The sequence below is a fragment of the Saccharothrix sp. ST-888 genome (assembly GCF_000955975.1).
GTDB lineage: Bacteria > Actinomycetota > Actinomycetes > Streptomycetales > Streptomycetaceae > Kitasatospora.
The window spans coordinates 35,348-62,105 of sequence record NZ_JYJF01000004.1 but is presented as its reverse complement, the minus strand read 5'-3'; the positions used below and the strand labels follow the sequence as shown (position 1 = coordinate 62,105).

The window sequence follows — 26,758 nt, the reverse complement described above, 5'->3', positions numbered from 1 at the left end:
GCGTCGGCTCCCCAGGACCAGACCGGTCCTGCCCTGGCACGCCCCTGGGCCGGACCGATCGGGAACGGCACCGCTCCTCGGGGGACTTCGACCTCGACCGTCACCGCCACGGCGTCCCCGCCCGGATCCACCGAGCAGGAGACCAGCGCTGCCCGGTGGGCGTCCGCGATCCGGGCAGCCCAACCGCAGCCGCCGTCCGAGTCCAGCAGCAGTCGGTCGGCAGCGGCGAGTGCGGCGAGATCAGCGGCGGACTCCGCCCGGTGCCGCGCGGCCACAACCGATCCGACGGCCAGGCTCGCCGCGAACACCACGCAGCCGAGCATCGCCAGCGCGACCAGCCACACGGTGGCCGAGCCCTCATCGGACGCAGCCCGTCGCGGTGCGGCGAGTCGCGGTGCAGCGAGTCGGGCCGACGGGATCTCGACGGCCCCGGTCCCGACCGATCGGGCCGCGGTCGCCCCGGTCGCGGTCACGGGCAACCCGCCCCCGTCGCAGCAGGTCGCATCGATGCCGGTCTCGTTGAGGCCGGTCTCGTTGAGGCCGGTCTCGTCGGAGTTGCAAGGAGCGCGAGGAGCATGAGACTCCGGGGCCCGGATCGTCACCGCTCACCGCCTTCCGTCACACCGATGACGTCCTCGCGGGCCGCCACCGCCGAGGCGCTCAGGCGGGCCGTCAAGGCCGAGGCGAGGCGGCCCGGCCCCGGGCAGGGTGCGTCTACCGCCACCCGCACCGTCTCGCCGTCCCGGGAGATCTGGACAACCGCCCCGGTGGGTGCCGCCGCCCGTGCCAGCGCAGCGGCGTTCGCGTCGCCCCGGGCAGCCGCCCTCGCCCCGATCCGCGCGGCGTCCACACAGCGGATCTGGGCAGCGGCCGCCACGACTCCCCACATCAGCATCGCTGCGAGGAGGACCAGGGCCGGCAGCGCGACCGCCGTCTCGGCCGTCACAAAACCGCCGTCCCTGATTCTCCTCCCCGTGCGCTGCCGCGAGGCGCACGGCTTGGAACGCCGGCACCTTGGCCGCTCCGGGCTGCACCGCCTGGACAACCGGGGAGATCGGGGCGGATCAGACGACATGGAGTGCCCGAGTGAGCAACTCGTTGAACGCGTCGGTGACCGTACTGCTGGTCACCACCTTGTAGAGGGCCGCAGCGATGGCGCACGCGGCCACGGTGCCGACGGCGTACTCGGCCGTCGTCATCCCCGCATCGCTCTGCGCTCCCCGCAGCCTTCTCAGCCGCGCGGAGAGCCACTTTCCGACCTTCCGGAGGGGCAGGGCGGGGCAGGCGGGGCCTCGGTCGGCTGCAATCACGACGGGAACGGTCATGGCGGATCTCCTTCGACTCGGTCCAAGGGTTCGGCTTCACGGCACTGCATGGATTTGATGCGTCGTCAGATTCGTTTGCTGAAGAGCGACGTCAGCCCGACCACCACGGGCACCACCCCGATCAGGACGAAGGCGGGGAGGAAACAGACGCCGAGCGGAGCGGTGGCGAGCACCCCTGCGCGGCGAACGCGGGCATGGGCAGCCCGGCTGACCGCCGCCCGCTCGGTCTGGGCCAGTCCGATGAGAGGTGCGGCAGGCGGCGAGCCGCTGACACTCGTCCGCACCAGGCAGCGCGCCAGCGGAGCGAGCGTCGGACAGTCCGCGCCGAGCCTCTCCCAGCAGACCTCCGGCGGCGCCCCGAGCGACAACTCCGCTGCCACACTTGCCAACCGGTCACTCATCGGCGGACTCACGCTCATCGCGACGGCTGTGGCGGCCTGCGCCGGAGAGGAGCAGGAACCGAGACAGGCGGCCAGCAGCTCGGCTGTCAGTGGCAGTTGCCGGGTCAACCGGTCCTGCTCCAGTGCAGCCTGCCGCGCGGCCGGAGAACGCACGCGAGGAAGCCAGCGCTTTGCGGCAAGTGCGAGCAGGACTCCGGCCACCAGCCCGACCGGACCGCCGATGACGGCTGCCGCACCTACCCCGGTCACGATCGGCACCGTCCACTCGGCGCCCATCAGATCGGTCACCCGGTCTCGCCAAGCTCGCGACCGCAGGCGGTGGCCGTCCCCGTGGGTGCCGTGCACGGACCGTAGGCTGCGGCTTCGGCCGGACGGCCGTCCCTGCCGGCCATCCCACCCGGGAGTGCGGGCGCCCCACCGACCGACCCGTCGGCCACCCCGTCGACCACCCCACTGGTCGGCCCGCTGGTCGGCCCAAGAACCGCTCCACCGGCCGAGCCGGCGCCGAACAGCCCGCCGCCGACCTACCACCACTGCCTCCCCGGCAGCCGCCACCACCGCTACGGGCAGGGCGAACGACAGCAACGGAACTCCGCTGCTCACCACGCCACCCCCGTCCTGCCGCTGCGCACCCTGGAGATCCCGCACTCAACCGCTCGCCCTGGCATGCCTGTTGCTCCCCGTCGGCCCCCTGCGCCCAGCCTCGCCAAGCCGCCCCGATCGGCAGCCGCCCTCGCCACCAGGACCCGTCCGGACGACTCCGCCCCGCTTGCCGGTCCCCCTCGGCCCGGCAAGCCTTCGGCTGCCTCCGCCGCACGCACGATCCGCGCCGTCCACGCCAGCCCTGCCGCCTCCAGCAGCGCCCCCACTGCCAGGCAGCCCAGGCCGACGGGTGTGTGCAGCAGCACCTGCACGGGCTTCGCCCCGAGTGCGGCGCCCAGCAGCAGGCCGACCAGCGGCAGGGCGGCGAGTACGGCAACGGTGGTCCGCGGCCCGGCCAACTCCCCGGCGATCTCCTCGGCCAGTGCCCGCTCGGCCCTCAGCGCGTCGGCGAGTTGGTCCAATCCTGCGGCCAGTCCGGTACCGCTCTCCGCAGTCACCTCCCAGCACGCCGCGACGGCAGCCGCACCCTGCCCGCCGGGAAGCTCCGCCACGGATCTCAGCGCAGCCGGGATGTCGGCGCCGTACCGCCCGGCGGCCAACCGGGCGGTGGCCTCGGCACCCAGACCGGCCCACAGGGACCCCGTTCGCGCGGTCACCGTGCCCAGGGCCTGATCCGCCGTCGCCCCCGCGCGCAGCTCCGCCACGAGGCCGACGCAGAGCTCGATCACCGCCGCCGCCCGCCTGCGCGCCGCTCTCGCGCTGCGCCGGCGGTGCCGCCATCGTCGCAGCGGCATCACACCGATGGCCGCCACCACCAGTGGCACCGGGGACCCTGTCGCCTGCCCGAGCGCCAACCCGACCGGAAGGAGCAGAAGTTCCGGCACCAACCGACGCAGCCGACCTGACTGCGCCAAGGCCCGGAGACGGTCCGGCAGGCCGCCTCGGCCCTCTCCCACGGCGGCACCGAAGAGCCCCCGTGCCCGCTCGACTGCCCGCGCCCTCCTGTGGAGAGCCCACCGGAGCCCGGCTGCCGCGCCGACCAGTCCGGCTGCCCAGAGCGCCTGTTCCTCGGTCATCGCAACCCCTGCCCCGGCAACCCCTGTTTCGGCAGCCCCTGTTTCGGCAGCCCCTGTTTCGGCAGCCCCTGTCTCGCCGACTGCAGCAACCACCAGGCGCCGAGTGCGGCGCCGCACAACAGCAGCGCCCAGAGGGCCTCGATCTGGCGCACGTTCATCGGATGCTCCTCGGCAGTTCCACCCCTCGGGCCGCACAGCGCTGTCGCAGCCGCTCCCAGCCGGGGCCGGGCCCACAGCTGCCGTCGGCCGCGAAGGTGACTGCCGGGGTGGTCATCGCGAGCCCGCGCTCGTCGCTCGTGAGCATGTGGATCTCGGCGACCCTGCGCAGCCCTGTGCCCGGATCGCGGACAAGGTGGACGATGACGTCGAGAGCCGCCCGCAGTTGGCTGTGCAGGGAGAGCCGGTCCAGTCCGGCGAGCGAACCGAGCGCCTCCAGCCTGGCCGGAACGTCGGCTGCGGTGTTCGCGTGGACCGTCCCGCTCCCGCCCTCGTGGCCCGTGTTGAGCGCCGACAGCAGGTCGACCACCTCGGGCCCCCGGACCTCCCCGACCACCAGACGATCCGGGCGCATCCGCAGCGCCTGTCGGACCAAGTCCCGCAGGGTCAGCTCGCCGAGGCCCTCCTGGTTCGGCGGCCTGCCCTGGAGTCGCACCACATGGGGGTGGGCCGGTCGGAGCTCGGCCGAGTCCTCGGCCAGAACGATCCGCTCACCCGGCCCGACCAGCCCCAGCAGTGCTGCCAGCAGGGTGGTCTTGCCGGTGCCGGTGCCCCCGCTGATCAGCAGCGAGAGCCTGGCGTCCAGCACCGCCGAGAGCAGGTCGGCTCCGGCCGGGGGCAGCGAGCCGCCCGCGACCAGCTCCGCCAGGGTGAACGGGCGGGAGCGGGAGATCCGGAGCGAGATGTGGGTGCAGTTGGCGGCGATCGGCGGGAGCACGGCGTGCAGGCGAGTCCCGTTCGGCAACCTGGCGTCGACCCACGGCCTGGCGTCGTCGAGCCGCCGCCCGGCCGCGGTCGCCAGCCGGTGCGCGAGATGGCGTACGGCGGCAGCGTCCGGGAACCGGATGCCGGGCACCCGTTGCAGCCCGACTCCTCGGTCGACCCACACCTCGTCAGGTCCGTTCACCAGGACGTCGGTCACGTCCGGCTCGCCGAGCAGCTGGTCGAGCGGCCCCGCTCCGACCAGCTCGGAGCGGAGCACCCGCACGGCGTCGAGGACGTCGTCGCCGCCCAGCGGTGGCCTGGTGGCCCGCACCGCCGCCGCCACCGACCTGGCGGTGGGCTGCGCGCCGGCCTCGGCCAGGCGCAGCCGTACCGCATCGAGCAGGGCGGTCGCCCGCGGGTCGGGCCGCCCGCGGGCAGCCACCGAGGCCGCCTGCCCGGAGCCATCGCCCTCCGCCCGACCAGGCCCTCCCTGACCGACCGGCTGCGGGCCGCCGGACACCAGGAGCTCGCCCCGCTCCACCACCGTGCTCCGATCGCCCGTGCCCCGATCGTCCGTGCCCGTCGGCGTCCGACCGGTACCGGCCTGGTCCGGCCCGTGCCGTCGGGCGCCGAGGCGCGCGCCGGCCCCGAGGGACCGCCGGTGCGGCCCGGTTGTGCTCCTGTCGTACTCCCCCGGCCTGTTCGGCCCCCGCAAACGGCCCGTCACAGCCCTCCCCCTCCGTCCGCCGCGACCGGCGGCATGGCCTCGTCCAGAAAACTGCTGCAGAAGCGCGCCAACGGCCCCTTCGCGCGGATGCCGGGCGGCGCTCCTCGTTCGACGTCGATACCGAGCCCCGGCTCCTGCGGCAGCTCGCCGGCCAGCCGCAGCCCCAGGCCCCGGGCGATCTCCGGGCCCGCCAGCCCGGCCGGCCCCGGCACTCGGACGACCGCCCGCAGGTCGGAGAGGCGCATCCTGGCGGCCGAGGACACCCGGTCGGCCGCCGCCATGGCGCGCAGCTCCGCCGGGACCACCAGCAGCCCGGTGTCGGCCTGTTCGAGTGCCTGCCCGGCGGCCGAATCGAGGTGTCTCGGCAGGTCGAGGACGACCAGCCCGCCTCGGCGGCGGGCTGCGGCCAGCACGCTGCGCATCGCCTCGGGCGGCACGGTGAGTGTGTCGCCACGATCCCAGGAGAGGGCCGTCAGATGGTGCAACTCGGGGAGGGCCTTGGCCAGTTCGGCGCCGTTGACCCGTCCTCGTGATCCGGCCAGGTCGGGCCAGCGCAGGCCGCCCGTGCCCTCGCCGCCGAGCAGGACGTCGAGCCCGCCGCCCAGCGGGTCGGCGTCGATGAGCATGGTGCGGTGACCCGCCCGGGCTGCGGTGATCGCGAGGGCGCAGGCCAGCGTCGAGGCGCCGGCCCCGCCACGGCCGCCGAGCACGGCGACCGTCAGGGCGGGCGGGCCGACGCCCTCGGCCGCATCGGCGATCCGGTCCAGCAGCCAGGCCTGCGCATCGGGCAGGAACAGGACGTGCTCGGCACCGAGTTGGACGGCTCGGACCCAGACCTCGCAGTCGTCCAGGTCGAGGCCGAGCAGCAGGACGCCGGCCCGGCGCCCCAGACCTGCGCAGCGCTCCGCCTGGTCGTCGCCGACCAGCACCAGCGGCGCGCTCTCCCAGAGGTCCCGGGAGGGTGGCGCGCCGCCCAGCAGGTGCGGGTCGGTACCTGCGGCGGCGCAGAGCCTGAGCAGATGTTCGACGAGGGTCTCGTCCTCGGTGACGATGAGCGGACCCGAGGAGGCCGGCCGATCGGCCGGATGGCGGTCTGTGGTGGGTGTTGACATGGCTGTCTCCCCCGGTGGGGTGCTGTCCGGACGCCGGGCCCGTGTTCGGCCCCGGCTCCTGCCGGTGGGTTGTCAGCGGCCTCCCCGACTGCGAAGCGGCAGCTGCCCGGGCACCAAGGTGACGGGCGCGACCGAATCCGTCATCCCCCTTCCGATTACCTGTGGATAAGTCGGGGCTGTGGATAACCGTGTTCACCCGTACGGTGGAGTAATGACCGAAGAATTGACGCCATCGGGGCTGTCGAGAAGCACGGGAACCCAGTGGTCGCATCTCATCCGGAAGCCACTGCGAGGGAGCGGAGCCGCGCCTCACGGACCAAGGTCCAATGGATACGGAGAGTGACGAATCGGGGTGGGCCAACCGACCGGGACGATCACCCCCACTCGCCGCGAAAACCTTCGGCGAGGCTCCCCCGACACCCCCAGGAACCCCGGAAAATGGCCCTGGACGTGCGACGACCCCCGCCGGGGGGGAGAGCGGGGGTCGTCTATCCACAGCCCGACTCGGGGGGGAGGAGCCGGACCGGGTTAGCACGGTCGCGAACGATCCGTGACTTCCATGGTGTACCCGAGCGGCCAGAAACACAAACCCGCACGCCCGCGAGTACGCCGAATGGCGGGGTGTTTTGCCGGGCCCTCTATCCTCGGATCCCGTGGACACCACCGAGAACGCCGACATCGCCGGGCACGACGGGAACTCCGCGCACCGTTCCGCACCGGAGGCCGCCGAACCGGCACCCGCAGCCGCCCCCCGTCGCCAGTATGGCGCGGTACGAACCGCCGCTTTCTTCGACCTCGACAAGACGATCATCGCCAAGTCGAGCGCCCTGGCGTTCAGCCGCCCCTTCTACCAGGGCGGGCTGATCAACCGTCGGGCCGTACTGAAGAGCGCCTATGCCCAGTTCGTCTTCCTGGTCGGCGGTGCGGACCACGACCAGATGGAGAAGATGCGCGAGTACCTCTCTGCACTGACCCGGGGCTGGAACGTCCAGCAGGTCCGCGAGATCGTGGCCGAGACCCTGCACGGCCTGATCGACCCGATCATCTACGACGAGGCCGCCTCGCTCATCGAGCAGCACCACGCGGCCGGCCGCGATGTCGTGATCGTCAGCAGCTCGGGCTCCGAGGTGGTCGAGCCGATCGGGGCGCTGCTCGGCGCGGACCATGTGATCGCCACCCGGCTGAAGATCGAGGACGGCCGGTACACCGGCGAGATCGAGTACTACGCCTACGCGGAGAACAAGGCTGCGGCGATCCGTGAGTTGGCCGCGAGCGAGGGCTACGACCTCACCAACTGCTACGCGTACAGCGACTCCTCGACCGATCTGCCGCTGCTGGAGGCGGTCGGCCACCCGTCGGCAGTGAACCCGGACCGCGCCCTGCGCAAGGAGGCCCTGGCCCGCGACTGGCCGATCCTGGTCTTCGACCGCCCGGTCGAACTCCGGCGCCGGCTCCCGGACTTCAGTGCGCCCAGCCGTTCCGTGGTGACGGCCGTCGCGGTCGGCACCGCACTGCTGACGGCCGGGGCGATCTGGTACGCGGCGGCCAAGCGACGCCGTCCGACCGCCTGATCCACCCGGACAGGCCCCGGCGGAACGCGGGTCGGGCCCGGCGCTCACAGGCGACTGCGGGCCCGACCTGAAAGCCAACGGATCAGGACGATTCGGACAAAAAGTAAAGACTTCTCGTTTCGGGTTCCGCTTTTCGCCAAACCGCGATAGAAATGAGTTACGGCCCGCGAGACCCGGTCAGGACCCATAGGGGTCATTCCGACAACGCAGTTCAGGCCACACGGACCGCGTACAGATAACTGAGCACCCACATGCAGCCGACCCGCTGTCGGGCCGCCGCACCAGGTGAACGGGCAGGATCCCCGCCTGATGGGCACTTACGGTGCATGCTTGGTAACCCGGTACCTGTACCAGCGGCGGCACCCAGCAGGATCAGGTGCCGCCGCAACCATGTGCGAAACGTTTCGCCGCCCGGCCATGCCCGGGCGGCCCCGTGGCGCGCTCAGACCATGCCGCGCTGCATCGCCTCACAGACCGCCGTGCTCTCCCGGACACCCAGGCGGAGCGCCCGACCGCAGTGCGCGATCCAGGCGGCCATGCCCTCGGCCGTCCCACTGAGGTAGCCCTGCAGGGCAGTTCGGTACGCCGCCGTACCCAACTCGGCGAAACCGACCTCCGACGGGCAGATCGCCTTCGGATCGAGCCCCTCGGCGATCAGCACGATGCGCTGCGCGGCACGGGCGATCACACCGTTGTGCGAGGCGAACGGCCGCAGCGCGAGCAACTCCCCGTGGACCACCGCGGCCACCACCAGCGCGGGAGTACCGCTCGCCGCGCCCTCGGCGCGGGCCACCAGCAGCTGGGAGAGCTGGTCGAGGCGCGCCGCAACCTCCTCGGCCGGCGGTGCGGCGGGGAGCGCTGCCGCACCGGACGCCTGCGGCTCGTGGTCCGCGCCCATGCCCTCCGCGGCCGCCAGCTCCAGCGGGAAGAGCTCCCCGGCGACCTCCCCCGCACGTCGGGGCCGCCCGGCAGCGGGGTCCGCGTCCCCGACCGCCAGCAGGTGCAGCCGGGCCAGGACCTGGAGCGGCGAGTGCCGCCAGACGCTCAGCAGCTGCCCGGCCTCGGCGGAGATCCGCAGCGCGCCGCCGACCGTGCGCGCCTCGGGATCGGCCCCGAAGTCGCTGCGGCGGCGCACCTCCTCCAGCGGCCAGTCCGCGCCGTCCAGGGAGGCGGAGGCACGCGCTCCGCGCAGGGCGGCCTCCGAGGTCACCTCGGGCGAGCGGCGGCGCATCACGCGGTGTCCGTACAGCCGGTCCACGGCCTTGCGCACCTCGGCAACGGCCTCGGGCACCCCGGGGAGCTCTGCCAGCGGGGCGAGGGGATCAGTTCCAGTGGTCACCTACCTGAGAGTAATGAACCACCCGTACGTGCCGACACAGCAACCCCGGCATCACCCGTTTGAGGCAATCCTCGATTCCCGCCCCTGTGCGACCCCAGACCACGGTTAGCATGGCCACTATCGGTGACGATAACGGTTTCCAACAACCTTCGGTAGCGCACAGCCTGCCGAAGTGAGAGTCGGGGTCTCAGATGAAGATCGCCTTCGTCGGCAAGGGCGGCAGCGGCAAGACCACGCTGTCGGCGCTGTTCATCCGGTATCTGGCCGCTGCCGGGCGCCCGGTCATCGCCGTCGACGCCGACATCAACCAACACCTCGGCACCACACTCGGGCTGACCGATGATCAGACCGCGAAGCTGCCCGCTCTCGGCGAACACCTGCCGCAGATCAAGGAGTACCTGCGCGGCAGCAACCCACTGATCGGCTCCGCCGAGGAGATGATCAAAACCACGCCGCCCGGCCGGGGTTCACGCCTGCTGCGGATCGTCGAGGAGAACCCGGTGTACGCGGGCTGCGCCCGGCCGATCGCGCTCGGCGAGGGCTCCGTACGCCTGCTGGCGACCGGGGCCTTCGCCGAGGAGGACTTGGGCGTCGCCTGCTACCACTCCAAGGTCGGCGCCGTCGAGCTGCTGCTGAACCACCTGGTCGACGGCCCCGACGAGTACGTCGTCACCGATATGACGGCGGGCTCGGACTCCTTCGCCTCCGGCCTGTTCACCCGCTTCGACCTGACCTTCCTGGTGGCCGAACCGACCCGCAAGGGCGTCTCGGTGTACCGCCAGTACAAGGACTACGCGCGGGACTTCGGCGTCGCCCTGCGGGTCGTCGGCAACAAGGTGCAGAGCTCCGACGACCTGACCTTCCTCCGGCGCGAGGTGGGCGAGGACCTGCTCGCCGTCTTCGGCCAGTCCGCCTGGGTGCGGCGCCTGGAGCAGGGCGCCGAGCCGGAGCTGAGGACGCTGGAGCCCGCCAACCGCGCGGTACTCGCCCGGCTCAAGGCGGAGGCGGACGCGACCTTCGGGCTCCGCGACCCGCACCGCTACACCAGGCAGGCCGTCCACTTCCACCTCCGCAATGCGGAGAGCTGGGGCAACGCCAAGGTCGGCATCGACCTCGCGGCGCAGGTCGACGAGGAGTTCGTGCTCGGCGCCGAGCACACCGCGGACCGGCTGGACACCGCCCACGCCTGACAGCCGCCGACCCCAGGAGCATGGCCAGGAACCAGACCGGGAGCAGAGCCGCCCGAGGTCCGCGCGAAGGCCGACACCTACTGACCGGGTGTCGGCCTTCGCGCTGCTCAGGAGGTATTCCCGGGCAGCAGGGCTACCACCCGTAGGGATGAATCCCGAGCCATTTCCTTCTCCCCGATTTCACTCCATGCAAAGATTTCATTACTCTCAATTTACCGATTCTTGATGGTCCATGGGCTGCCTGCGACACTCCCCCGCCGCGCCCACGCCATCCCGCCACACCGCCGCGACCCACGACAGCCGATCCGACCCCGCGCCCCATCCCCGGACCTGACTGCGTTCGTTCCCCGGAAAGACGGGAAGACATGACCCTCGACATCTCCAGCGCACCGATCGCCTCCGACACCACCGACCACGCGCCACCGGACACCGCAGCCGCCCCTCCGGTGCGGCCCGCGTTCCTCCTGCGCGACCTCGCAGCCTCCCTGGTGGTCTTCCTGGTCGCCGTCCCCTTCTCGCTCGGTATCGCCCTGGCCACCGGCGCACCGCTCACCTCAGGGCTGGTGGCCGCCGCCGTCGGCGGTCTGGTGGTCGGGCTCCTCGGTGGTACGCCGCTCCAGGTCAGCGGCCCCTCGGCGGCGCTCACCGTGATCGTCGCCGGGCTGATCGCGCAGTTCGGCTGGCAGGTCACCTGCGCCGTCACCGTGGTCGCCGGGCTGCTGCAGCTGCTGCTCGGCTCGCTGAAGGTGGCGCGCGCCGCGCTGGCCGTCTCGCCCGCGGTCGTACACGGGATGCTGGCCGGCGTCGGCCTCAGCATCGCCATCGCCCAGCTGCACGTGGTGCTCGGCGGCTCACCGCAGAGCTCCGCGCTGGCCAACCTGCTCGCGCTCCCCGGCCAGCTCTCCGTCCCGCACCTGCCCGCGCTCGCGGTCGGCGCGGTCGCCGTGGCCGTGCTCTGCGGCTGGCCCCGGCTCGGCCGGCTCCCCGGCACGGCGGGCCGGGTGGGCAGCGCGCTGGCCCGGGTGCCCGCCGCCCTGGTGGCCGTCGCCGCCGGCACCGGGCTCTCCATCGGCCTCGGGCTCAGCCTCGCCCGGGTCGAACTGCCCGCCTGGGCGGAGCACGACCTCGCATCGGCCCCCAGCCTCGCCGTGTTCGTCCAGCACTGGCCCGTGCTGCTCACCGCCGTACTGACGGTGACGGCCGTGGCAAGCGTGGAGTCGCTGCTCTCCGCCGTCGCCGTGGACCGGATGACCCACAGCTCGGGTGACCTCAACCGCGAGCTCCGCGGGCAGGGCGCCGCCAACCTGCTGAGCGGGCTGCTCGGCGGGCTGCCGGTGGCCGGCGGCGCCGTCCGCAGCACCGCCAACATCCGGGCTGGCGCCGCCACCCGAAGGTCCGCCGCCCTGCACGGGCTCTGGGTGGCCCTGGCCGCTCTCACCCTGGTCGGCGGGCTGCGCCGGATCCCGCTGGCCGCACTGGCCGCGCTGGTCCTGGTGGTCGGCATCCAGATGGTGAGCTTCGCGCACATCCGGCGGGTGCACCGGCACCGGGAGTTCCCCGTCTACCTCACCACGGTGCTCGGAGTGGTCCTGCTCGGTGTCCCGCTCGGCGTGCTGCTGGGCGGCTCGGTGGCCGCCCTGCTGGCCCTGTACCGGCTGACCCGGGCCCATGTCGACGTGTCGGAAGAGTCCGACGGCTCGTACCTGGTCCGCACCCACGGCCCGCTCACCTTCGCCGCCGTACCCCGGTTGAGCCGGGCGCTCGCCCTGATCCCCGCAGGTGCCCGGGTGACCGTGGCCCACGACGGATCGTTCCTCGACCATGCGGCGTACGAACAGGTGCACACCTGGCGGGTCGGCCACCAGGCCGGGGGCGGCCGGGTCGCTGTGCTGACCGAGCGCCATGACGACGAGGTGCTGGATCCGGACGGTACCGTCCGCGCCGGCAGCTCCCCGGGTCCGCACCGCTGCCGGGCCTGGACGCCCTGGGGCGGCCACCACTGCATCGAGCAGAGCCACGAGGACCCGCACGGCCGCCTGCTGGACGGGGTCCGCGGCTTCCAGCAGCACACCGCGCCCCTGGTCCGCCACGAGCTGGCCCGGCTGGCCCGCGAGGGCCAGACCCCCTCGCAGCTCTTCCTGACCTGCGCCGACTCCCGCCTGGTCACCAGCATGATCACCCACAGCGGCCCGGGTGACCTGTTCACCGTGCGGAACATCGGGAACCTGGTCCCCGCGCCGTACGAACCGGGAGCCGCCGACGACTCGGTGGCGGCGGCGGTGCAGTACGCCGTCGAGGTGCTGGAGGTCCGCTCCATCACCATCTGCGGGCACTCCGGCTGCGGTGCCATGAAGGCCCTGCTGGACGGGGTCCACGAGCGTCCCGGCCCACCGACACCACTGGCCCGCTGGCTGCGCAACGGGCGCGGGTCGCTGGCCCGGCTGAAGCGGGCGCCCGCCGAGTTCGCCGGCCGACCGGTGATCGATCTCGCGGAACAGCTCTGCATCACCAACGTGGTCCAGCAGTTGGACCAGTTGCTCGCCAATCCGGCGGTGGAGCGCCGGGTCAACGCGGGCACCCTGCGGCTGGTCGGCATGTACTTCGACTTCGCCACCGCCCAGGCGTACGTCTTGGACCGGGAGAGGGGCCGGTTCGTGTCCGTGTCGGAGGAAGAGCACGACGAACGGCCAGTGGCAGCCTGACGTCGCGCGCTCCGGCGCCTGCCGGGCCCGGTCGGACAGGACCGGGCCCGGCCATTGCGGGCCCGTCGGGAGCTTCGGGAGCTTCGGAACCGAACCGCTCTCAGACGGCAGACACTTGGAAGCACTGACGGCAGAGCTTTTCAGAAGCACGGGATGACGGTTCGGAGGCTCGGAAAGGTGATTCGGGAGCGTAGGGGACGGTTCAGGAGCGCAGCAGGGTGGCCAGGTCCGCCGGTGTGACGTATCCCGGCCAGCGGCCGTCGCGGAAGATGTGGACACCGGCGTCCTGGTAGCACTGGTCCACGAGTTGGGAGCAGATCATGTGCCGACTGTCCGCCACATAGGCCTTGATCAGCAGGCCGATCGGGAGATGGAAGCGGTGCGCGGCGAGCGCGAAGTAGTCGGCCGCGCTGTAGGGGACACCGAGGAAGCCGTGGGCCGCCGCGACGATGGCGTGCCGCTGCTCCTCGGTCAGCGGGAACCGGCCGGTCGACCAACGGATCGGCTGGCCCTGGTAGGCGGTCAGCGGCCCGAGCCGGGCGCCGCCGGGTTCGGCCTCCACCAACTCGCCGTCACCGACGTAGACGAAGGCGTGCTCGAAATCGGCGAATCCGTCGCCGTTGAGCCACTGTCCGATCCTGATCAGGCGGCCGATCCGACCGCTCATCCGGACAACGGCGAAGTCCCCGGGGAGGGGAGGCAGGAGAGGCGCCTCGGGGTGGGCCGAGGCGGTGGGAGTCGCGGGAGTTCCGGGCATGCTTCGTCCCCTCGTGCAGGAGCGGTGCGCTGAGGAGCGGGCCCGCGAGTGGCGGCAACGGGCCCGTACCGTCAGTGGAGTACCGACCGGACGTCCCGTCAAGACCTCCCGCAGCGGACGGCTGCCGCGGATCCCGTCGGGACCTGCCCGGATCCGCGAGTCGGCGTTCGCCCGAGGCGGGGCAAGGCCTCCGGCCCGAGATGACGCCCACGGCTTCGACCTGCAGCAATCAAAGGTCTACACCAATTAAAGGGAGCCTCTTGTCAACATGGCGGTTCACCTGGTGAGCTGTGCGCTGGGACACACGGGACAATCCCTCCGCACGGGATCACCCGGCATATGAAACTTGATGAGGAGTGCGCGTTGAGCAACGAGAGCCTGGCCAACCTGCTCAAGGAGGAGCGCCGCTTCGCTCCGCCCGCGGAGCTCGCCGCGGCCGCCAACGTCACCGCGGCCGCGTACGCGCAGGCCTCCGAGGACCGGCTCGGCTTCTGGGCCGAACAGGCCCGCCGCCTCGACTGGGCCGTCGAGCCCACCGAGACACTGGACTGGTCCAACCCGCCCTTCGCCAAGTGGTTCGCCGACGGCCGACTGAACGTCGCCTACAACTGCGTCGACCGGCACGTCGAAGCCGGCCACGGCGACCGCGTCGCGATCCACTTCGAGGGCGAGCCCGGCGACAGCCGCTCCATCACCTACGCCGCACTCAAGGACGAGGTCTCCAAGGCCGCCAACGCCCTGCTGGAACTCGGCGTCACCAAGGGCGACCGGGTTGCCGTCTACCTGCCGATGATCCCCGAAGCGGTCGTGGCGATGCTCGCCTGCGCCCGGATCGGCGCCACGCACTCCGTCGTCTTCGGCGGCTTCTCCTCCGACGCCGTCGCCTCCCGCATTCAGGACGCCGACGCCAAACTCGTCATCACCGCCGACGGCGGCTACCGCCGCGGCAAGCCCTCCTCGCTCAAGCCCGCCATCGACGAGGCCCTCGACCGATGCCCCCAGGTCGAACACGTCCTCGTGGTCCGCCGCACCGGCCAGGACGTCTCCTTCACCCCCGGCCGCGACGTCTGGTGGCACGAGATCACCGAACGCCAGTCCGCCGAACACACCCCCCAGCCGCACGACGCCGAACACCCGCTCTTCATTCTCTACACCTCCGGCACCACCGGAAAGCCCAAGGGCATCCTTCACACCTCCGGCGGCTACCTCACCCAGGCCGCCTACACCCACCACGCCGTCTTCGACCTCAAGCCCGCCACCGACGTCTACTGGTGCACCGCCGACATCGGCTGGGTCACCGGCCACTCGTACATCGTCTACGGTCCGCTCGCCAACGGCGCCACCCAGGTCATCTACGAAGGCACCCCCGACACGCCCCACCAGGGCCGCTTCTGGGAGATCGTCCAGAAGTACGGGGTCACCATCCTCTACACCGCCCCCACCGCGATCCGCACCTTCATGAAGTGGGGAGACGACATCCCCGCCAAGTTCGACCTCAGCACCCTGCGGATCCTGGGCAGCGTCGGCGAACCCATCAACCCCGAAGCCTGGATCTGGTACCGCGAGCACATCGGCGCCGGCACCACCCCCATCGTCGACACCTGGTGGCAGACCGAGACCGGCGCCATGATGATCAGCCCGCTGCCCGGCGTCACCGAGACCAAGCCCGGCTCCGCCCAGCGCGCCCTGCCCGGCATCGCCGCCACGGTCGTCGACGACGAGGGCCGCGAGGTGCCCAACGGCTCCGGCGGCTACCTCGTCCTCACCGAGCCCTGGCCCGCCATGCTCCGCACCATCTGGGGCGACGACCAGCGCTACATCGACACCTACTGGTCGCGCTTCCCGGGCCGCTACTTCGCCGGCGACGGCGCCAAGAAGGACGAGGACGGCGACATCTGGCTGCTCGGCCGCGTCGACGACGTCATGCTCGTCTCCGGCCACAACATCTCCACCACCGAAGTCGAATCCGCCCTCGTCGGCCACCCCGCCGTCGCCGAGTCCGCAGTCGTCGGCGCCACCGACCCCACCACCGGCCAGGCCATCGTCGCCTTCGTCATCCTGCGCGGCACCGCCACCGACAGCGCCGAACTCATCACCGACCTGCGCAACCACGTCGGCCGCACCCTGGGCCCGATCGCCAAGCCCAAGCAGATCAAGGTCGTCAGCGAGCTCCCCAAGACCCGCTCCGGCAAGATCATGCGACGCCTGCTCCGCGACATCGCCGAAGGCCGCGAAGTCGGTGACACCACCACCCTCGCCGACTCCTCGGTGATGAACCTGATCCAGTCCCAGCTGCCGTCCGGCGGGGCGGGCGGCGAGAGCTGATCGCCCGGCTGGTGGGGGCGCCGGCGAAGCGCCCCCACCGGCCCCGGCCGTTCCCGGTCCCTCGGGCAGCGGCGGCGGCCGCATCAGTCAGTCAGCGAGATGCCGGAGCACGTCGTAGCGGTCTGGGCGAATCACCGCCTGCGTCCCGGCAGGGTGCTGGCCATGGCGATCAGTCCCACCTGCGCCCCTGGCCACCATCTCGGCGAGCAGCAGGGCGGTGAACGTCTTTGTGATGGAGCCGAGTTCGAACCGGGTGTCGGCCCGGACCGGGCGTTCGCCGACATAGTCCGAGTGGCCTCGACAGACCACGGTCCGCTCGTTGCCCCGGATCACCGCGACGGCGATCCCGCTGCTCGGGGCAGCACCGCTGAACAGCGGGCGCAGCGGCCGGGCGAGTTCCGGGGAGAGGGTCGGGAACGGTTCGGATGACAGGGGCGGGGCGGTCTGAGAGCCCTCGCCTCCCAGTCGGTCCTCGCCTCCCAGTGCTATGTCGACGGGTTGCTGACCGGGCATGGAATGCCTCCACGGAGGAGCGCGCCACCCGACCGGGCTGCGTCGCCACCGACCATACGATCGGCCCAACGGGCCCGCACCCGAGTACGGCCGTCAGAGCGAGCGCACACCGGCACACCCGGCCCCCGGCCCCGTGTTCGTGCTGGCCACACCCCCGAAGACGGGTGGCAGCCCCCTCGTCACCGGCCCCCGTCGGACGGCACTGTTGCCCTATGGCCAGGACAGCTGAGACCTTCGACAACGACATCCTGCACGGCCGCCCGCTGGGCGCGGGCCGACGGGCGTCTGCCGGTGGACGTACGTCGAAGACTGAGCCAGGAGAGACGACTGTGGACGCCTCGCCGCTGACGGCCGGTGGCCACCCAAGTGACCCGAGGTTTCCCGAGCCGCCGGCGTCCGAGCGCTCGTTCAAGCAGCGGGATGTGTGACGTCATCATGAGCGCGGTGGAAGCGAAGAAGCGCACGGGCCGACTCGCACGCCCGGTCCGCCGGATCCTGCGGGAGCCGTTCACGGCGCGGGCCTGGCGCGGGGTGCTGTACTCGCTGCTGAGCCTGCCGCTGTCGCTGCTCGGCCTGGCCGCGGTGGTGCTGACCGTCGTGATCGGCATCCTCTCGGCCGGGCTGCTGGTCGCACCGCTGCTGGCACTCCTGCTCGACCTGGACCGCCGCTTCGGCGGTCTGCACCGTCGACTGGCCCGGCGGCTGCTGCAGTTGGAGATCGCGACCCCGCCGCGGGCGCCGCGTTCCCCCGGCCTCTCCGGCTTCCTCGGCCACCATCTCGGGGACCCGGCGTCCTGGCGGGCGGTGGCGTACCTGGCGCTGCGGGTGCCGATCGGGCCGGTGCAGTTCGCGCTCGGCTTCTTCTGGTGGGCGTACGGGGTGCTGTTCCTCTGCTACCCGGTGCTGTGGCAGCTGGAGCCGATACACGGGACGGACTCGCACGGGGTCGTGCACAGCTTCGGGTTCGAGCTGAACGGCTTCTACTTCGACACCTGGCCGCGGGCCCTGCTGGTCAGCGCGGTCGGGGTCCTGGTCCTGCTGCTCGCGCCGTGGCTGGCCCGGGGGCCGCTCGCACTGGACCGGTTGCTGCTCCCCCGGCTGCTCGGGCCGTCCCGGACCTCGCTCCGGCTGGCCCAGCTGGTCGAGACCCGGGAGCACGCCATCAACGAGGCCGCCGCCACGCTGCGCCGGATCGAGCGCGATCTGCACGACGGCGCGCAGGCCCGGCTGGTGGCGCTCGGGATGCGGCTCGGGCGAGCAGAGAGTCGGCTCGCCAGGGGGGACGCCACCAAGGCGCAGGAGCTGCTCAAGGAGTCCCGGCAGGAGACCAAGGAGATCATCCAGGAACTGCGCGAGCTGGTACGCGGCATCCACCCGCCCGCGCTCGACTCCGGTCTGGGGCCCGCGCTCAGCACCCTGGCGGCTCGGTCGGCGATCCCGGCCACGGTATGGGTCGAGACGTCCGGGCGTCCGTCGGCCTCGGTGGAGACGATGCTGTACTTCGCCGCCGCCGAGCTGCTGGCCAACGCGGGCAAGTACAGCGGCGCCGAGCGGATCGCGGTCTCGGTGCGCGGCCACGGGGACGGCCTGCGGCTGCTGGTCATGGACGACGGCCGGGGCGGTGCCCGGCTGGATGGTGCAGGGAGCGGGCTGCGCGGACTGGCCGAACGGGTCCGCACGGCGGACGGCGTCCTGGCGGTGGACAGCCCGCCCGGTGGGCCGACCACGGTGACGATCGACGTTCCCGGCAGACTGTGACGGCACCGGTGCGACGCCGGAGTGCACCGGCTTCGCGGCGATCTGATGGACTGACAGGGGGAGGGCCCCGTGCGAGTGGTGGTGGCCGAGGACACAGCGATCCTGCGGGTCGGCCTGGTACAGCTGCTGGAGGACGAGGGCCACGAGGTGGCGGCCGCCGTCGGCGATGCCGAACAGCTGAAGGCGGCGGTGGCCGAGCACCGGCCCGACGTCGTGGTCTCCGACATCCGGATGCCGCCCACCCACACCGACGAGGGCCTGCGCGCGGCGATCGAGTTGCGCGCCGCTCAGCCGGGCCTGGCGGTGCTGATCTTCTCCCAGTACGTGGAGACGGAGTACGCGGCCCGGCTGCTGGCCGGCGGTTCGGCGGGGGTCGGCTACCTGCTCAAGGAGCGCGTCCTGGACACCCAGGACTTCGTGGACGCACTGGAGCGGGTGTCCGGCGGCGGCACGGCGCTCGACCCCGAGGTGGTGATCCAGCTACTCGGGGCGAGCCCGAGCCGCCGGACGGTGGACGGGCTCAGCCCGCGCGAGCGCGAGGTGCTCGGACTGATGGCGGAGGGCCGGTCCAACGGAGCCATCGCCGCCCAGCTGGTGGTGACCGAGCGGGCGGTCGAGAAGCACGTGGCGAACATCTTCCTGAAGCTGGACCTGCCCGTCTCCTCGGCGGACCATCGCCGGGTGCTGGCCGTGCTGCGCTACCTCGGCGCCTGAGAGCGGGCGATCCGGGTCCGAGAGCCCGGGACGGGCGGCGCCGCCGGAGCGCTCGGCCGTGCCTTCCTCCGCTTGCCGCCTTCTTCCACTGCCGCCCTCTTCCGCCGCCGTCGGGCTTCATGACCCCAACAGAAACAGACATAGGTCATAAAATGCGACAACCTGGATATCGCGCCGAGGTTCCCCGTAGACTGTCAAAAACGCAACAAGGTTTCTGAGGCGCGCCGGGAAGTCTGGTCGGCACTGCACCACCCGTGCATCCACCTGCCGTCCCCGCCTTGGAGGTCCCGCCGTGGCCACGCCGCCGTCCACCGATCGCCGCCAGTTTCTCGGTCGGCTCTCGCTCCCCGAGCGCAGATACATCACCGACGCGCTGCGCACCGAGACCTTGGGTGGCATCCTGCTGCTGGCCGCAGCCGTCGTCGCGCTCATATGGGCCAACGCCTGGCCGCACGCCTACGAGAGCGTCCTGAACCGGACCATAGGCCCCTCCACCCCGCTCCACCTCGATCTGAGCCTGGAGAACTGGGCCAAGGACGGCCTGCTGACCATCTTCTTCTTCGTCGCCGGGATCGAGCTCAAACGCGAATTCGTGGCCGGTGAGCTGCGCAGCCCCAGCGCCGCGGCGCTACCGGTGGTGGCCGCGGTCTGCGGAGTGGCGCTGCCGGCGATCGTGTTCGCCGTCGCCAACAGCGGTGCGGGCGGCCATCCTGCGGGCTGGGCCATCCCGACCGCCACCGACATCGCCTTCGCCCTCGGCGTACTCGCCGTGGTGGGCAGTCATCTGCCGTCCGCCCTACGGGCGTTCCTGCTCACCCTCGCGGTCGTGGACGACCTGATCGCCATCCTGATCATCGCGATCTTCTACAGCTCCGGCATCAGGTTCTGGGCCCTCGGACTCTCCTTCGCCGGCCTGGTGCTCTTCTGGTTCCTGCACCGGCGCGGGGTGCACGGCTGGTACCTGTACGTGCCGTTGGCCCTGGTGATCTGGGCGCTGATGCACGAGAGCGGGATCCACGCGACGGTGTCCGGTGTCGCCATGGGCCTGATCCTGCGCTGCCACACCGAGGGCGACGAGAAGCACTCCCCCGGCGAGCACATCGAGCACCTGGTGCGCCCGCTCTCGGCCGGGTTCGCGGTACCGGTCTTCGCCCTGCTCGCGGCCGGGGTGACCCTCTCGGGCCCCGCGCTCATGCAGGTCTTCACCCAGGCGACGCCGCTCGGCATCATCCTCGGCCTGCTGGTCGGCAAGACCGTCGGCATCTTCGGCGGCACCTGGCTGGCCGCCAGGTTCACCCGGGCCGAACTCAATCCGCAGCTCACCTGGGCCGACCTGTTCGCGGTCTCCACCCTGGCGGGCATCGGCTTCACCGTCTCACTGCTGATCAGCGAGCTGGCCTTTCCCGGGGATCCGGCGCTCGCCGACCGCGCCAAGGCCGCCGTCCTGGTCGGCTCGCTGCTCTGCGCGCTGGTCGCCACCGTGCTGCTGAAGCTGCGCAACCGGCACTACCGGCAGCTGTGCGACGAGGAGTACCTCGACTCGGACGGGGACGGCCTCCCCGACGTGCACCGGCAGCAGGCGGGGTGACCGCTCCGGCCGCAGAGCCCCCGCACCGCGGCGGCTCCGGCGGTGACACGTCGCCCGGGAGAGCCCCCCGGAGTGGTGCCTGACTGGCCGGTAGGGGCATGATTCTGAGCTGTCGAGCAGACGGAAGCCGTGTTGACCGTGTTGAAGGAGAACCGCTGATGCCCTCAGGAACCGCAGACCCGTCCAGTAACGGCCGGGTGCCCTACGAGGGCGAGCGTTCGGTGGGCCAGCTCTTCGCCGCGGCCACCGCCGACCTGTCCGCCCTGGTGCACGACGAGATCGCGCTCGCCAAGGCGGAGCTCCGACAGGACGTCAAGCGCGGCGTCTCCGGCGGCGTCTCACTGGCCGTCGCGGGTGTCGTGGCACTGGCCGCCATCCCGATGCTGAGCTTCGCCGCCGCGTACGGCCTGCAGGCCCTGGGGCTGACGCTGGGCTGGTCGTTCCTGATCGTGGCCGGGGCCTACCTGGCACTGGCCGCGCTGCTCGGGCTGCTGGCGCTGCGCTCGTTCAAGAAGATCGAGAAGCCGCACCGCACCATCGAGGGTGCCCAGGCGACGGCGGACGTGCTGAAGAACGCCCGCCCGCGCCCGGCCACCAAGGAGGAGATCGACCGCGCCCTGGGCCGCATCCCGCAGTAGCGGCGGGGCCGCACCGCGGCCGCGCCGGGGTGCGGCGGGCGCTCGACGGCCGGGCAGTTGCCGGGCGAGTGCCGGGGGCGTGTTCTCCCCCAAGGTATGACAGGCTCTCGGTATGCCGTTGGACCAGAAGCCCGTGCCCGCCCCGGCCTCCGACCCCGGGCCAGCCGATACCGCCTGGACCGTCCGCTCGGACGGGCCGTGGACGCATCGCGACCTGGCGGCCAACGGGGCCCGCTTCCACATCGCGGAGGCGGGCGAGGGCCCGCTGGTCCTGCTGGTGCACGGCTGGCCCGAGTACTGGTGGGCTTGGCGGCACCAGCTCACCGCGCTCGCCGAGTCCGGTTTCCGGGCCGTCGCCCTCGACCTGCGCGGCATGGGCGGCAGCGACCGCACCCCGCGCGGCTACGACCCCGGGAACCTGGCCCTCGACATCACCGGCGTGATCCGCTCGCTCGGCGAGCGCCGGGCGCACCTGGTCGGCCACGGCAGCGGCGGCTCGCTGGCCTGGGTGGCGGCCGTGATGCGCCCCTCGGTGATCCAGAGCCTGACCGTGGTCTCTGCGGCGCACCCGCGCCAGCTGCGCCGGTCCCTGCTGACCGACCGTCGGCAGATCGCCGCCTTCGACCACGTCCTGGGCTTCCAGCGGCCGTGGATACCGGAGCGCCGCCTGGTCGCGGACGACGGTGCGCTGGTCGCCGAGTACCTGAACGCCTGGACCGGACCGAACCGGCTGCCGCCCGAGGCCCTCAGGGCCTACCGGCAGGCGATCCAGATCCCCAGCACCGCGCACTGCTCGATCGAGCCGTACCGCTGGCTGCTGCGTTCGATGGCCCGGCCCGACGGGATCCAGTTCGCCCGGCGGATGAAGAAGCCGATCGCCGCGCCCACCCTGCACATCCAGGGCGCCGCCGACCCGGTGGTGCTCTCGCACACGGCGCTCGGCGCGGGCGAGTACGTGTCGGCGCCGTACCGGTGGCGGCTGCTGCCCGAGGTCGGGCACTTCCCGCACGAGGAGGTCCCGGAGCAGTTCTCGGCCGAGCTGACCAGCTGGGTGCGGGAGCACAAGGCGTAGCGCCCACGGGCCGCCGGCCGGGTGGACGAAGGGCCGGCGCCGGTACGTGACCAGCAGCCGGATTTGATGGCGGATCATATGACAATCGCATAGGACAAATGGACCGCCCGTGCGCGGTTACCCCCCTCCGCCCACGGGCATCCATCCGGTATGACCTGGATGCCCGATCGCGAGGCTGCCACGCGCCGTAACCGCAGCAGCTCGCAGCACCTCGTTCAGCAGCCCGACCGGCCCTACGACGGCGCCGGGCGCCCTCGTCGACCAGGGGCGCACCAGCTGGGCATCCCGCGCATTCTGGGGCGGCGCGCCCGCTGGGTGAGCGCGCGCCTCCGGCGCGAAGGCTGAGGCGCGCGCCCCTGCTGGTGCCCGTGCCTCCGTCAGTTGACGACGGTGGGGCCCAGGAAGGCGAACCCCAGCATCACAAAGGTCACCGCGCTCATGATCGGGACCAGGATGTTGGTCTCCATCTTGTTGCCCGTGCGCTTGATAAGGACGATCTCGTAGCGCTCCTTGTGCGGCCAGAGCAGCGGCGCACCCATCTTGGTGAGGCAGTCGCCCAGCAGGTGCGCCAGCGTGCCCAGCGCCACCGAGTACGGCAGCCAGCCGGGCGCGTCCGGCAGGAAGCGGTCGAGGGCCACCGTACCCAGCGCGGCGAGTCCGACCACGGTCAGCCAGGTGTGGTGGCCGTGGCCCGGGACGTGGGCGTTGAGCGCCTTCAGTGCCATGGCCAGCAGGAAGAACGTCATGCCGATGGTGAACCAGCGCCCGCCGAAGGTCACGCCTGCCCAGGTGCCGCCGCCCATCAGGGCGACGAAGAGCAGCGAGTGGGTGGCGTGCCGGTGGCCGCCGGAGGCCCAGGCGACGAATCGGCAGAGCGCCTTGGAGACCGGGCCCAGGAAGTTGGCGATGGTGCCGTCGTGGTGGTCCAGGTCCGGCAGCAGTGCGGCGCCCGCGCAGAGCACCGTGCCCATCAGTATGTCCGCCGGCCTCAGGTGGGTGCCCAGCAGCAGCGGGGGCAGGAACGGCGCGGAGACCGCGTACAGCATTGCACCGCTGACCGCGTGCGAGTGACCCATCATGACGTTCTCCGACCTCCCGTTGGCCCCGTTCCGATGCTGCTCGGTTGAGCCGAACGGGTGAGCGCGGCAGACGCTACCAGGAGGACCTGACGCACCGCCGGATCTGTGACTCGACGGTGCGTCAGGCTTGCTTCGGGCGCGGTGGTCCGGGTTGGACCCCGGGTGCCGCGCTCCGGGCCGTCCGGGGGCCGGTCAGAGTGCGCAGCCCTCGGTGTCCACCTGGGAGGTGGCGGTGCTGCCGAGCGCGGCGTCCTCGCGGACCTCGTCGGCGGTCAGCACGTACCCCGTGTCCGAGCTGTCCAGGGACTTCGCGAAGACCACTCCGTAGACCTGGCCGTCCGGGCTGAGCAGCGGGCCGCCGCTGTTGCCCTGGCGGACCAGGGAGCGGACCGAGTAGACGTCGCGGACCACCTGGCCCCGGTGGTAGATGTCCGGGCCGTTGGCCTGGATGCGGCCACGGATACGGGCGGGCTGGACGTTGAAGGCCCCGTTCTCCGGGAAGCCCGCCACGATGGCGCTGTCGTTGGTCCTGGCGTCACCGGCGAAGTTCAGCGCGGGCGCGTTCAGCCTGGGCACGTCCAGGATCGCGATGTCCCGCTGCCAGTCGTAGCGGACCACCGTGGCGTCGTAGAGCTGCCCCGTACCGCCGATCTGCACGGTCGGCTCGTTGACGCCCCCGACCACGTGGGCGTTGGTCATCACCCGGTGCGGGGCGAAGACGAAGCCGCTGCCCTCCAGGGTCTTGCCGCACGCGGTGGCGGTCCCGACCACCTTGACCAGGCTCTGCCGGGCCCTGGCCACCGCCGGACTGCCGGCCAGCGCCGGGTCCGGGGCCTCGACCTCGGTGATCGGCTCGTGCTCGAAGGGGTTGAAGACCTGCGGGAATCCGTTGCGGGCCAGCACCTTGGTGAAGTCGGAGAACCAGTTCGGCGCATCGGACGGCAGCGTGCTCTGCACCCCGCCGAGCACCCGGGAGGTGCGGACCTGCTTGGAGATGGTGGGCAGCGAGGTGCCCGCCAGCGCGGAGCCGATCAGCCAGGCGACCAGCAGCATCGAGATCACGTTGACCACCGAGCCGCCGATCGCGTCGACCGTCATGGTCCGGCGGCGGCCGATGTGGCCGCGCAGCTTCCAGCCGAAATGCGTGGTCACGGCCTGGCCGACCGCCGCGAAGACGATCACCACGAGCACCGCGACCACCGAGGCCGTGGTCCCCGGGCTGAGCTGGCGCAGCAGCAGGGGCAGCAGTTGGACCGCGATCAGCCCGCCGCCCAGGAAGCCCAGGACGGACAGCACACCCACCACGAAACCCTGCCGGTACCCCGACACGGCGAAGCCGAGCGCGGCGGCGATCAGCAGTACATCCAGGACATTCACCCCGACACCCTCCCATGTACACCCACCCGGAGGGCGGCGGCCCCGGTCGTCAGGGCCGTGGTGCCCGGCTCCGACCGCACGGCCGGGCGGACGCTCATGGCCCGGCACGACCTTACGGCCGGGCCGGGCCCCGTGGTCCGGCAGGAGCCCGCGGCCGGTCCGGCGCCCGGCATCACGGCCGGACCGGGACCCGGCGGCACGGCCCGGCCGGTTGCGACTCAGGCCCGGCGGCGCGGGCGGCCGGGCCGACGGCCGTCAGCTGCGCGGGCCGGCGGCGCTGCGCAGGGCGAGGCCGGCGGCCTCGTCGGAGAGGGTGAGGGTACGGGTGGTGTCCCACGGGCGCTCCAGTCCGCTGTAGTGCAGCACGCGGTCGATCACCCCGGCCGTGAATCCCCAGACCAGCCGTCCGGCCACCTGGAAGGCCGGGCCGAGGTGGCCGGAGGGATGCCGCAGGCGGACCCGGTTCGCCGGGTCGGTGAGCTCGTCGATCGGCACCCGGAACACCGCCCCCGTCTCCGCCAGGTCCACCGGCCCGACCGGCGTCTCCCGGTGCCACCAGCCGAGCACCGGAGTCACCACGAATCCGCTGACCGGGATGTAGAGCGCGGGCAGCGTCGCGAAGACCTGCACACCCGACGGGTCCAGGCCGGTCTCCTCCTCGGCCTCGCGCAGTGCGGCGGCCACCGGCCCGGCGCCGTCCGGATCGCCGTCCTCCGGGTCCAGCGCGCCGCCGGGGAAGGACGGCTGACCGGCGTGCGAGCGCAGCGAGCGGGCCCGCTCGATCAACAGCAGGTCGGGCCCCGACGGGCCGTCGCCGAAGAGCATCAGGACCGCGGAGCGGCGACCGCCCTCGGCCGGCGGCAGGAATCTGCTCAGCTGCTCGGGCCGGACGGACTCGGCCGCCGCCCGCACCGGCTCCAGCCAGTCGGGCAGCCCGTCCCGCTCCACCTCTCCCGTCACATCCGTCACGCGGCACCCTCCGTCGTCTCCGTGGCCTTCGCCCCCGTGCCCGCCGCGGCTTCGCCGTTCGCCGCCGCGGCCCGGCCCGGGTAGTGGGCGGGCGGCCTGAGCCGCTGCCCGGGCTGACCGCCCATCTCGTACTTCAGCAGCTTCTGCGCCTTCTCGGGATCGGTCTCCCCCACCCCGTACGAGGGGCAGAGCGAGGCGATCGGGCAGGCGCCGCAGGCGGGTTTGCGGGAGTGGCAGATCCGGCGGCCGTGGAAGACCACCCGGTGCGAGAGCATCGTCCACTCGGACTTCGGGAAGATCTCGGCAACGGCCGCCTCGACCCTCTCCGGGTCCTCCTCGGTTGTCCAGCCGAACCGCCGGGCGAGCCGCCCGAAGTGGGTGTCCACGGTGATCCCCGGCACGCCGAAGGGTTCTCCCGTTTTAGGATCACGTGCGTTTCCAAGGACGACGTTGGCCGTCTTACGGCCCACGCCTGGCAGAGTGACCATCTCCGCCAGGGTCTTCGGCACCTCGCCGCCGAAGTCGTCCCTGAGCTTGATGGACAGGCCGATCAGCGACTTCGCCTTGTTCCGGAAGAACCCGGTCGGCCGGATGATCTCCTCCAACTCCTCCGGCACGGCTGCCGCCATGTCCTCCGGAGTCGGGTACTTCGCGAACAACGCCGGCGTCGTCTGGTTCACCCGCAGGTCCGTCGTCTGCGCCGACAGCACGGTGGCGACCACCAACTCGAACGGCGACTCGAAGTCCAGCTCCGGATGCGCGTACGGATACAGCTCCGCCAGCGCCCGGTTGATCTTCCGCGCCCGCCGCACCATCGCCAGGTGCGACTCCGGCTTCGTCGGCGTCACCGCTGGTCCGGCCACGGTCTTCTGGGCCCTGCTCTCTGCCATGAAGGCAGGTTACGCCGGATGCCCGCAGCTCTACGGGAGATCTCCGGGGTCGGGCCGGATGACGGCATCGTCGGCGCTCGCACCACGGTCGGCCATGCCTGGGCCGGTCGC

General features: G+C 72.1%; 23 protein-coding genes and 1 pseudogene. 9 read left to right on the top strand and 15 right to left on the bottom strand.

Features of this window, described 5'->3' with window-relative positions:
* Positions 1-35: 35 nt before the first annotated feature.
* The 8 genes and pseudogenes from UK12_RS44915 to ssd form a co-directional block, all read right to left on the bottom strand.
* A pseudogene (locus UK12_RS44915) lies at positions 36-473 on the bottom strand (Rv3654c family TadE-like protein); the annotation flags it as partial.
* A gap of 125 nt (positions 474-598) precedes the next feature.
* A complete protein-coding gene (locus UK12_RS03625; protein WP_045299369.1) occupies positions 599-946 on the bottom strand; it encodes a TadE family type IV pilus minor pilin in 348 nt (115 codons plus the stop codon).
* Positions 947-1,064: 118 nt separating this feature from the next.
* The gene (locus UK12_RS03620; protein WP_052681470.1) at positions 1,065-1,325 is read right to left on the bottom strand and encodes a DUF4244 domain-containing protein; all 261 of its coding nucleotides are present in this window, start codon (positions 1,323-1,325) and stop codon (positions 1,065-1,067) included.
* A 65-nt stretch (positions 1,326-1,390) separates the two neighbouring features.
* A complete protein-coding gene (locus tag UK12_RS03615) occupies positions 1,391-2,002 on the bottom strand; it encodes a type II secretion system F family protein (protein WP_045299499.1) in 612 nt (203 codons plus the stop codon).
* 323 nt (positions 2,003-2,325) lie between these two features.
* Entirely contained in the window at positions 2,326-3,153 is an 828-nt protein-coding gene (locus UK12_RS03610; RefSeq protein ID WP_231591024.1) for a type II secretion system F family protein, read from the bottom strand.
* Between the two features lie 248 nt (positions 3,154-3,401).
* On the bottom strand, positions 3,402-3,563 hold the full coding sequence (locus UK12_RS39340) for a hypothetical protein (protein ID WP_156178514.1): 162 nt from the start codon (positions 3,561-3,563) through the stop codon (positions 3,402-3,404).
* Positions 3,560-4,768: a TadA family conjugal transfer-associated ATPase gene (locus UK12_RS03605; RefSeq protein WP_045299494.1), complete on the bottom strand. Its 1,209-nt coding sequence runs from the start codon at positions 4,766-4,768 to the stop codon at positions 3,560-3,562. The genes UK12_RS39340 and UK12_RS03605 overlap by 4 nt, the downstream gene beginning before the upstream one ends.
* A gap of 281 nt (positions 4,769-5,049) precedes the next feature.
* Entirely contained in the window at positions 5,050-6,165 is a 1,116-nt protein-coding gene (gene ssd, locus UK12_RS03600; protein WP_045299367.1) for a septum site-determining protein Ssd, read from the bottom strand.
* A gap of 677 nt (positions 6,166-6,842) precedes the next feature.
* On the opposite strand from ssd, the gene UK12_RS03595 reads away from it, so the two are divergent.
* On the top strand, positions 6,843-7,736 hold the full coding sequence (locus UK12_RS03595; protein ID WP_082119273.1) for an HAD family hydrolase: 894 nt from the start codon (positions 6,843-6,845) through the stop codon (positions 7,734-7,736).
* Between the two features lie 442 nt (positions 7,737-8,178).
* Here the strand turns inward: UK12_RS03595 and UK12_RS03590 are convergent, their stop codons facing one another.
* Positions 8,179-9,075, bottom strand: coding sequence for a Fic family protein (locus UK12_RS03590; RefSeq protein ID WP_082119264.1), 897 nt, complete (start codon positions 9,073-9,075; stop codon positions 8,179-8,181).
* Positions 9,076-9,266: 191 nt separating this feature from the next.
* Between UK12_RS03590 and UK12_RS03585 the strand changes: the two genes are divergently transcribed.
* Positions 9,267-10,265: an ATP-binding protein gene (locus UK12_RS03585; RefSeq protein WP_045299363.1), complete on the top strand. Its 999-nt coding sequence runs from the start codon at positions 9,267-9,269 to the stop codon at positions 10,263-10,265.
* Between the two features lie 365 nt (positions 10,266-10,630).
* The gene (locus tag UK12_RS03580) at positions 10,631-12,967 is read left to right on the top strand and encodes a SulP family inorganic anion transporter (RefSeq protein WP_052681466.1); all 2,337 of its coding nucleotides are present in this window, start codon (positions 10,631-10,633) and stop codon (positions 12,965-12,967) included.
* 202 nt (positions 12,968-13,169) lie between these two features.
* On the opposite strand, the gene UK12_RS03575 is transcribed toward UK12_RS03580, so the two are convergent.
* A complete protein-coding gene (locus UK12_RS03575) occupies positions 13,170-13,634 on the bottom strand; it encodes a hypothetical protein (RefSeq protein WP_197084523.1) in 465 nt (154 codons plus the stop codon).
* Positions 13,635-14,087: 453 nt separating this feature from the next.
* Here UK12_RS03575 and acs point away from each other — a divergent pair, with 453 nt between their 5' ends.
* Positions 14,088-16,049: an acetate--CoA ligase gene (acs, locus tag UK12_RS03570; protein ID WP_045299359.1), complete on the top strand. Its 1,962-nt coding sequence runs from the start codon at positions 14,088-14,090 to the stop codon at positions 16,047-16,049.
* 87 nt (positions 16,050-16,136) lie between these two features.
* On the opposite strand, the gene UK12_RS03565 is transcribed toward acs, so the two are convergent.
* Complete coding sequence (locus UK12_RS03565; protein ID WP_045299357.1) at positions 16,137-16,562, bottom strand: serine hydrolase domain-containing protein; 426 nt, start codon at positions 16,560-16,562, stop codon at positions 16,137-16,139.
* 444 nt (positions 16,563-17,006) lie between these two features.
* Here UK12_RS03565 and UK12_RS03560 point away from each other — a divergent pair, with 444 nt between their 5' ends.
* The 5 genes from UK12_RS03560 to UK12_RS03540 all read left to right on the top strand — a co-directional run bounded on the left by UK12_RS03560 (position 17,007) and on the right by UK12_RS03540 (position 22,332).
* Entirely contained in the window at positions 17,007-18,320 is a 1,314-nt protein-coding gene (locus UK12_RS03560; RefSeq protein WP_197084521.1) for a sensor histidine kinase, read from the top strand.
* A gap of 69 nt (positions 18,321-18,389) precedes the next feature.
* Positions 18,390-19,034, top strand: a complete 645-nt coding sequence (locus UK12_RS03555; RefSeq protein ID WP_082119262.1) for a response regulator transcription factor — start codon at positions 18,390-18,392, stop codon at positions 19,032-19,034.
* Between the two features lie 292 nt (positions 19,035-19,326).
* Positions 19,327-20,622: a Na+/H+ antiporter NhaA gene (gene nhaA / locus UK12_RS03550; protein WP_045299351.1), complete on the top strand. Its 1,296-nt coding sequence runs from the start codon at positions 19,327-19,329 to the stop codon at positions 20,620-20,622.
* 158 nt (positions 20,623-20,780) lie between these two features.
* A complete protein-coding gene (locus UK12_RS03545; RefSeq protein ID WP_045299349.1) occupies positions 20,781-21,260 on the top strand; it encodes a phage holin family protein in 480 nt (159 codons plus the stop codon).
* 112 nt (positions 21,261-21,372) lie between these two features.
* On the top strand, positions 21,373-22,332 hold the full coding sequence (locus UK12_RS03540) for an alpha/beta fold hydrolase (protein ID WP_082119261.1): 960 nt from the start codon (positions 21,373-21,375) through the stop codon (positions 22,330-22,332).
* A gap of 377 nt (positions 22,333-22,709) precedes the next feature.
* On the opposite strand, the gene UK12_RS03535 is transcribed toward UK12_RS03540, so the two are convergent.
* The 4 genes from UK12_RS03535 to nth form a co-directional block, all read right to left on the bottom strand.
* Positions 22,710-23,411, bottom strand: coding sequence for a metal-dependent hydrolase (locus UK12_RS03535; RefSeq protein WP_045299347.1), 702 nt, complete (start codon positions 23,409-23,411; stop codon positions 22,710-22,712).
* 192 nt (positions 23,412-23,603) lie between these two features.
* Positions 23,604-24,788, bottom strand: coding sequence for a MarP family serine protease (locus tag UK12_RS03530; RefSeq protein ID WP_045299345.1), 1,185 nt, complete (start codon positions 24,786-24,788; stop codon positions 23,604-23,606).
* A 255-nt stretch (positions 24,789-25,043) separates the two neighbouring features.
* Positions 25,044-25,757, bottom strand: a complete 714-nt coding sequence (locus tag UK12_RS03525; protein ID WP_045299342.1) for an NUDIX hydrolase — start codon at positions 25,755-25,757, stop codon at positions 25,044-25,046.
* Positions 25,754-26,647, bottom strand: a complete 894-nt coding sequence (gene nth, locus UK12_RS03520; RefSeq protein WP_045299340.1) for an endonuclease III — start codon at positions 26,645-26,647, stop codon at positions 25,754-25,756. Before nth ends, UK12_RS03525 begins: the two co-directional genes overlap by 4 nt.
* Between the last annotated feature and the right edge of the window lie 111 nt (positions 26,648-26,758).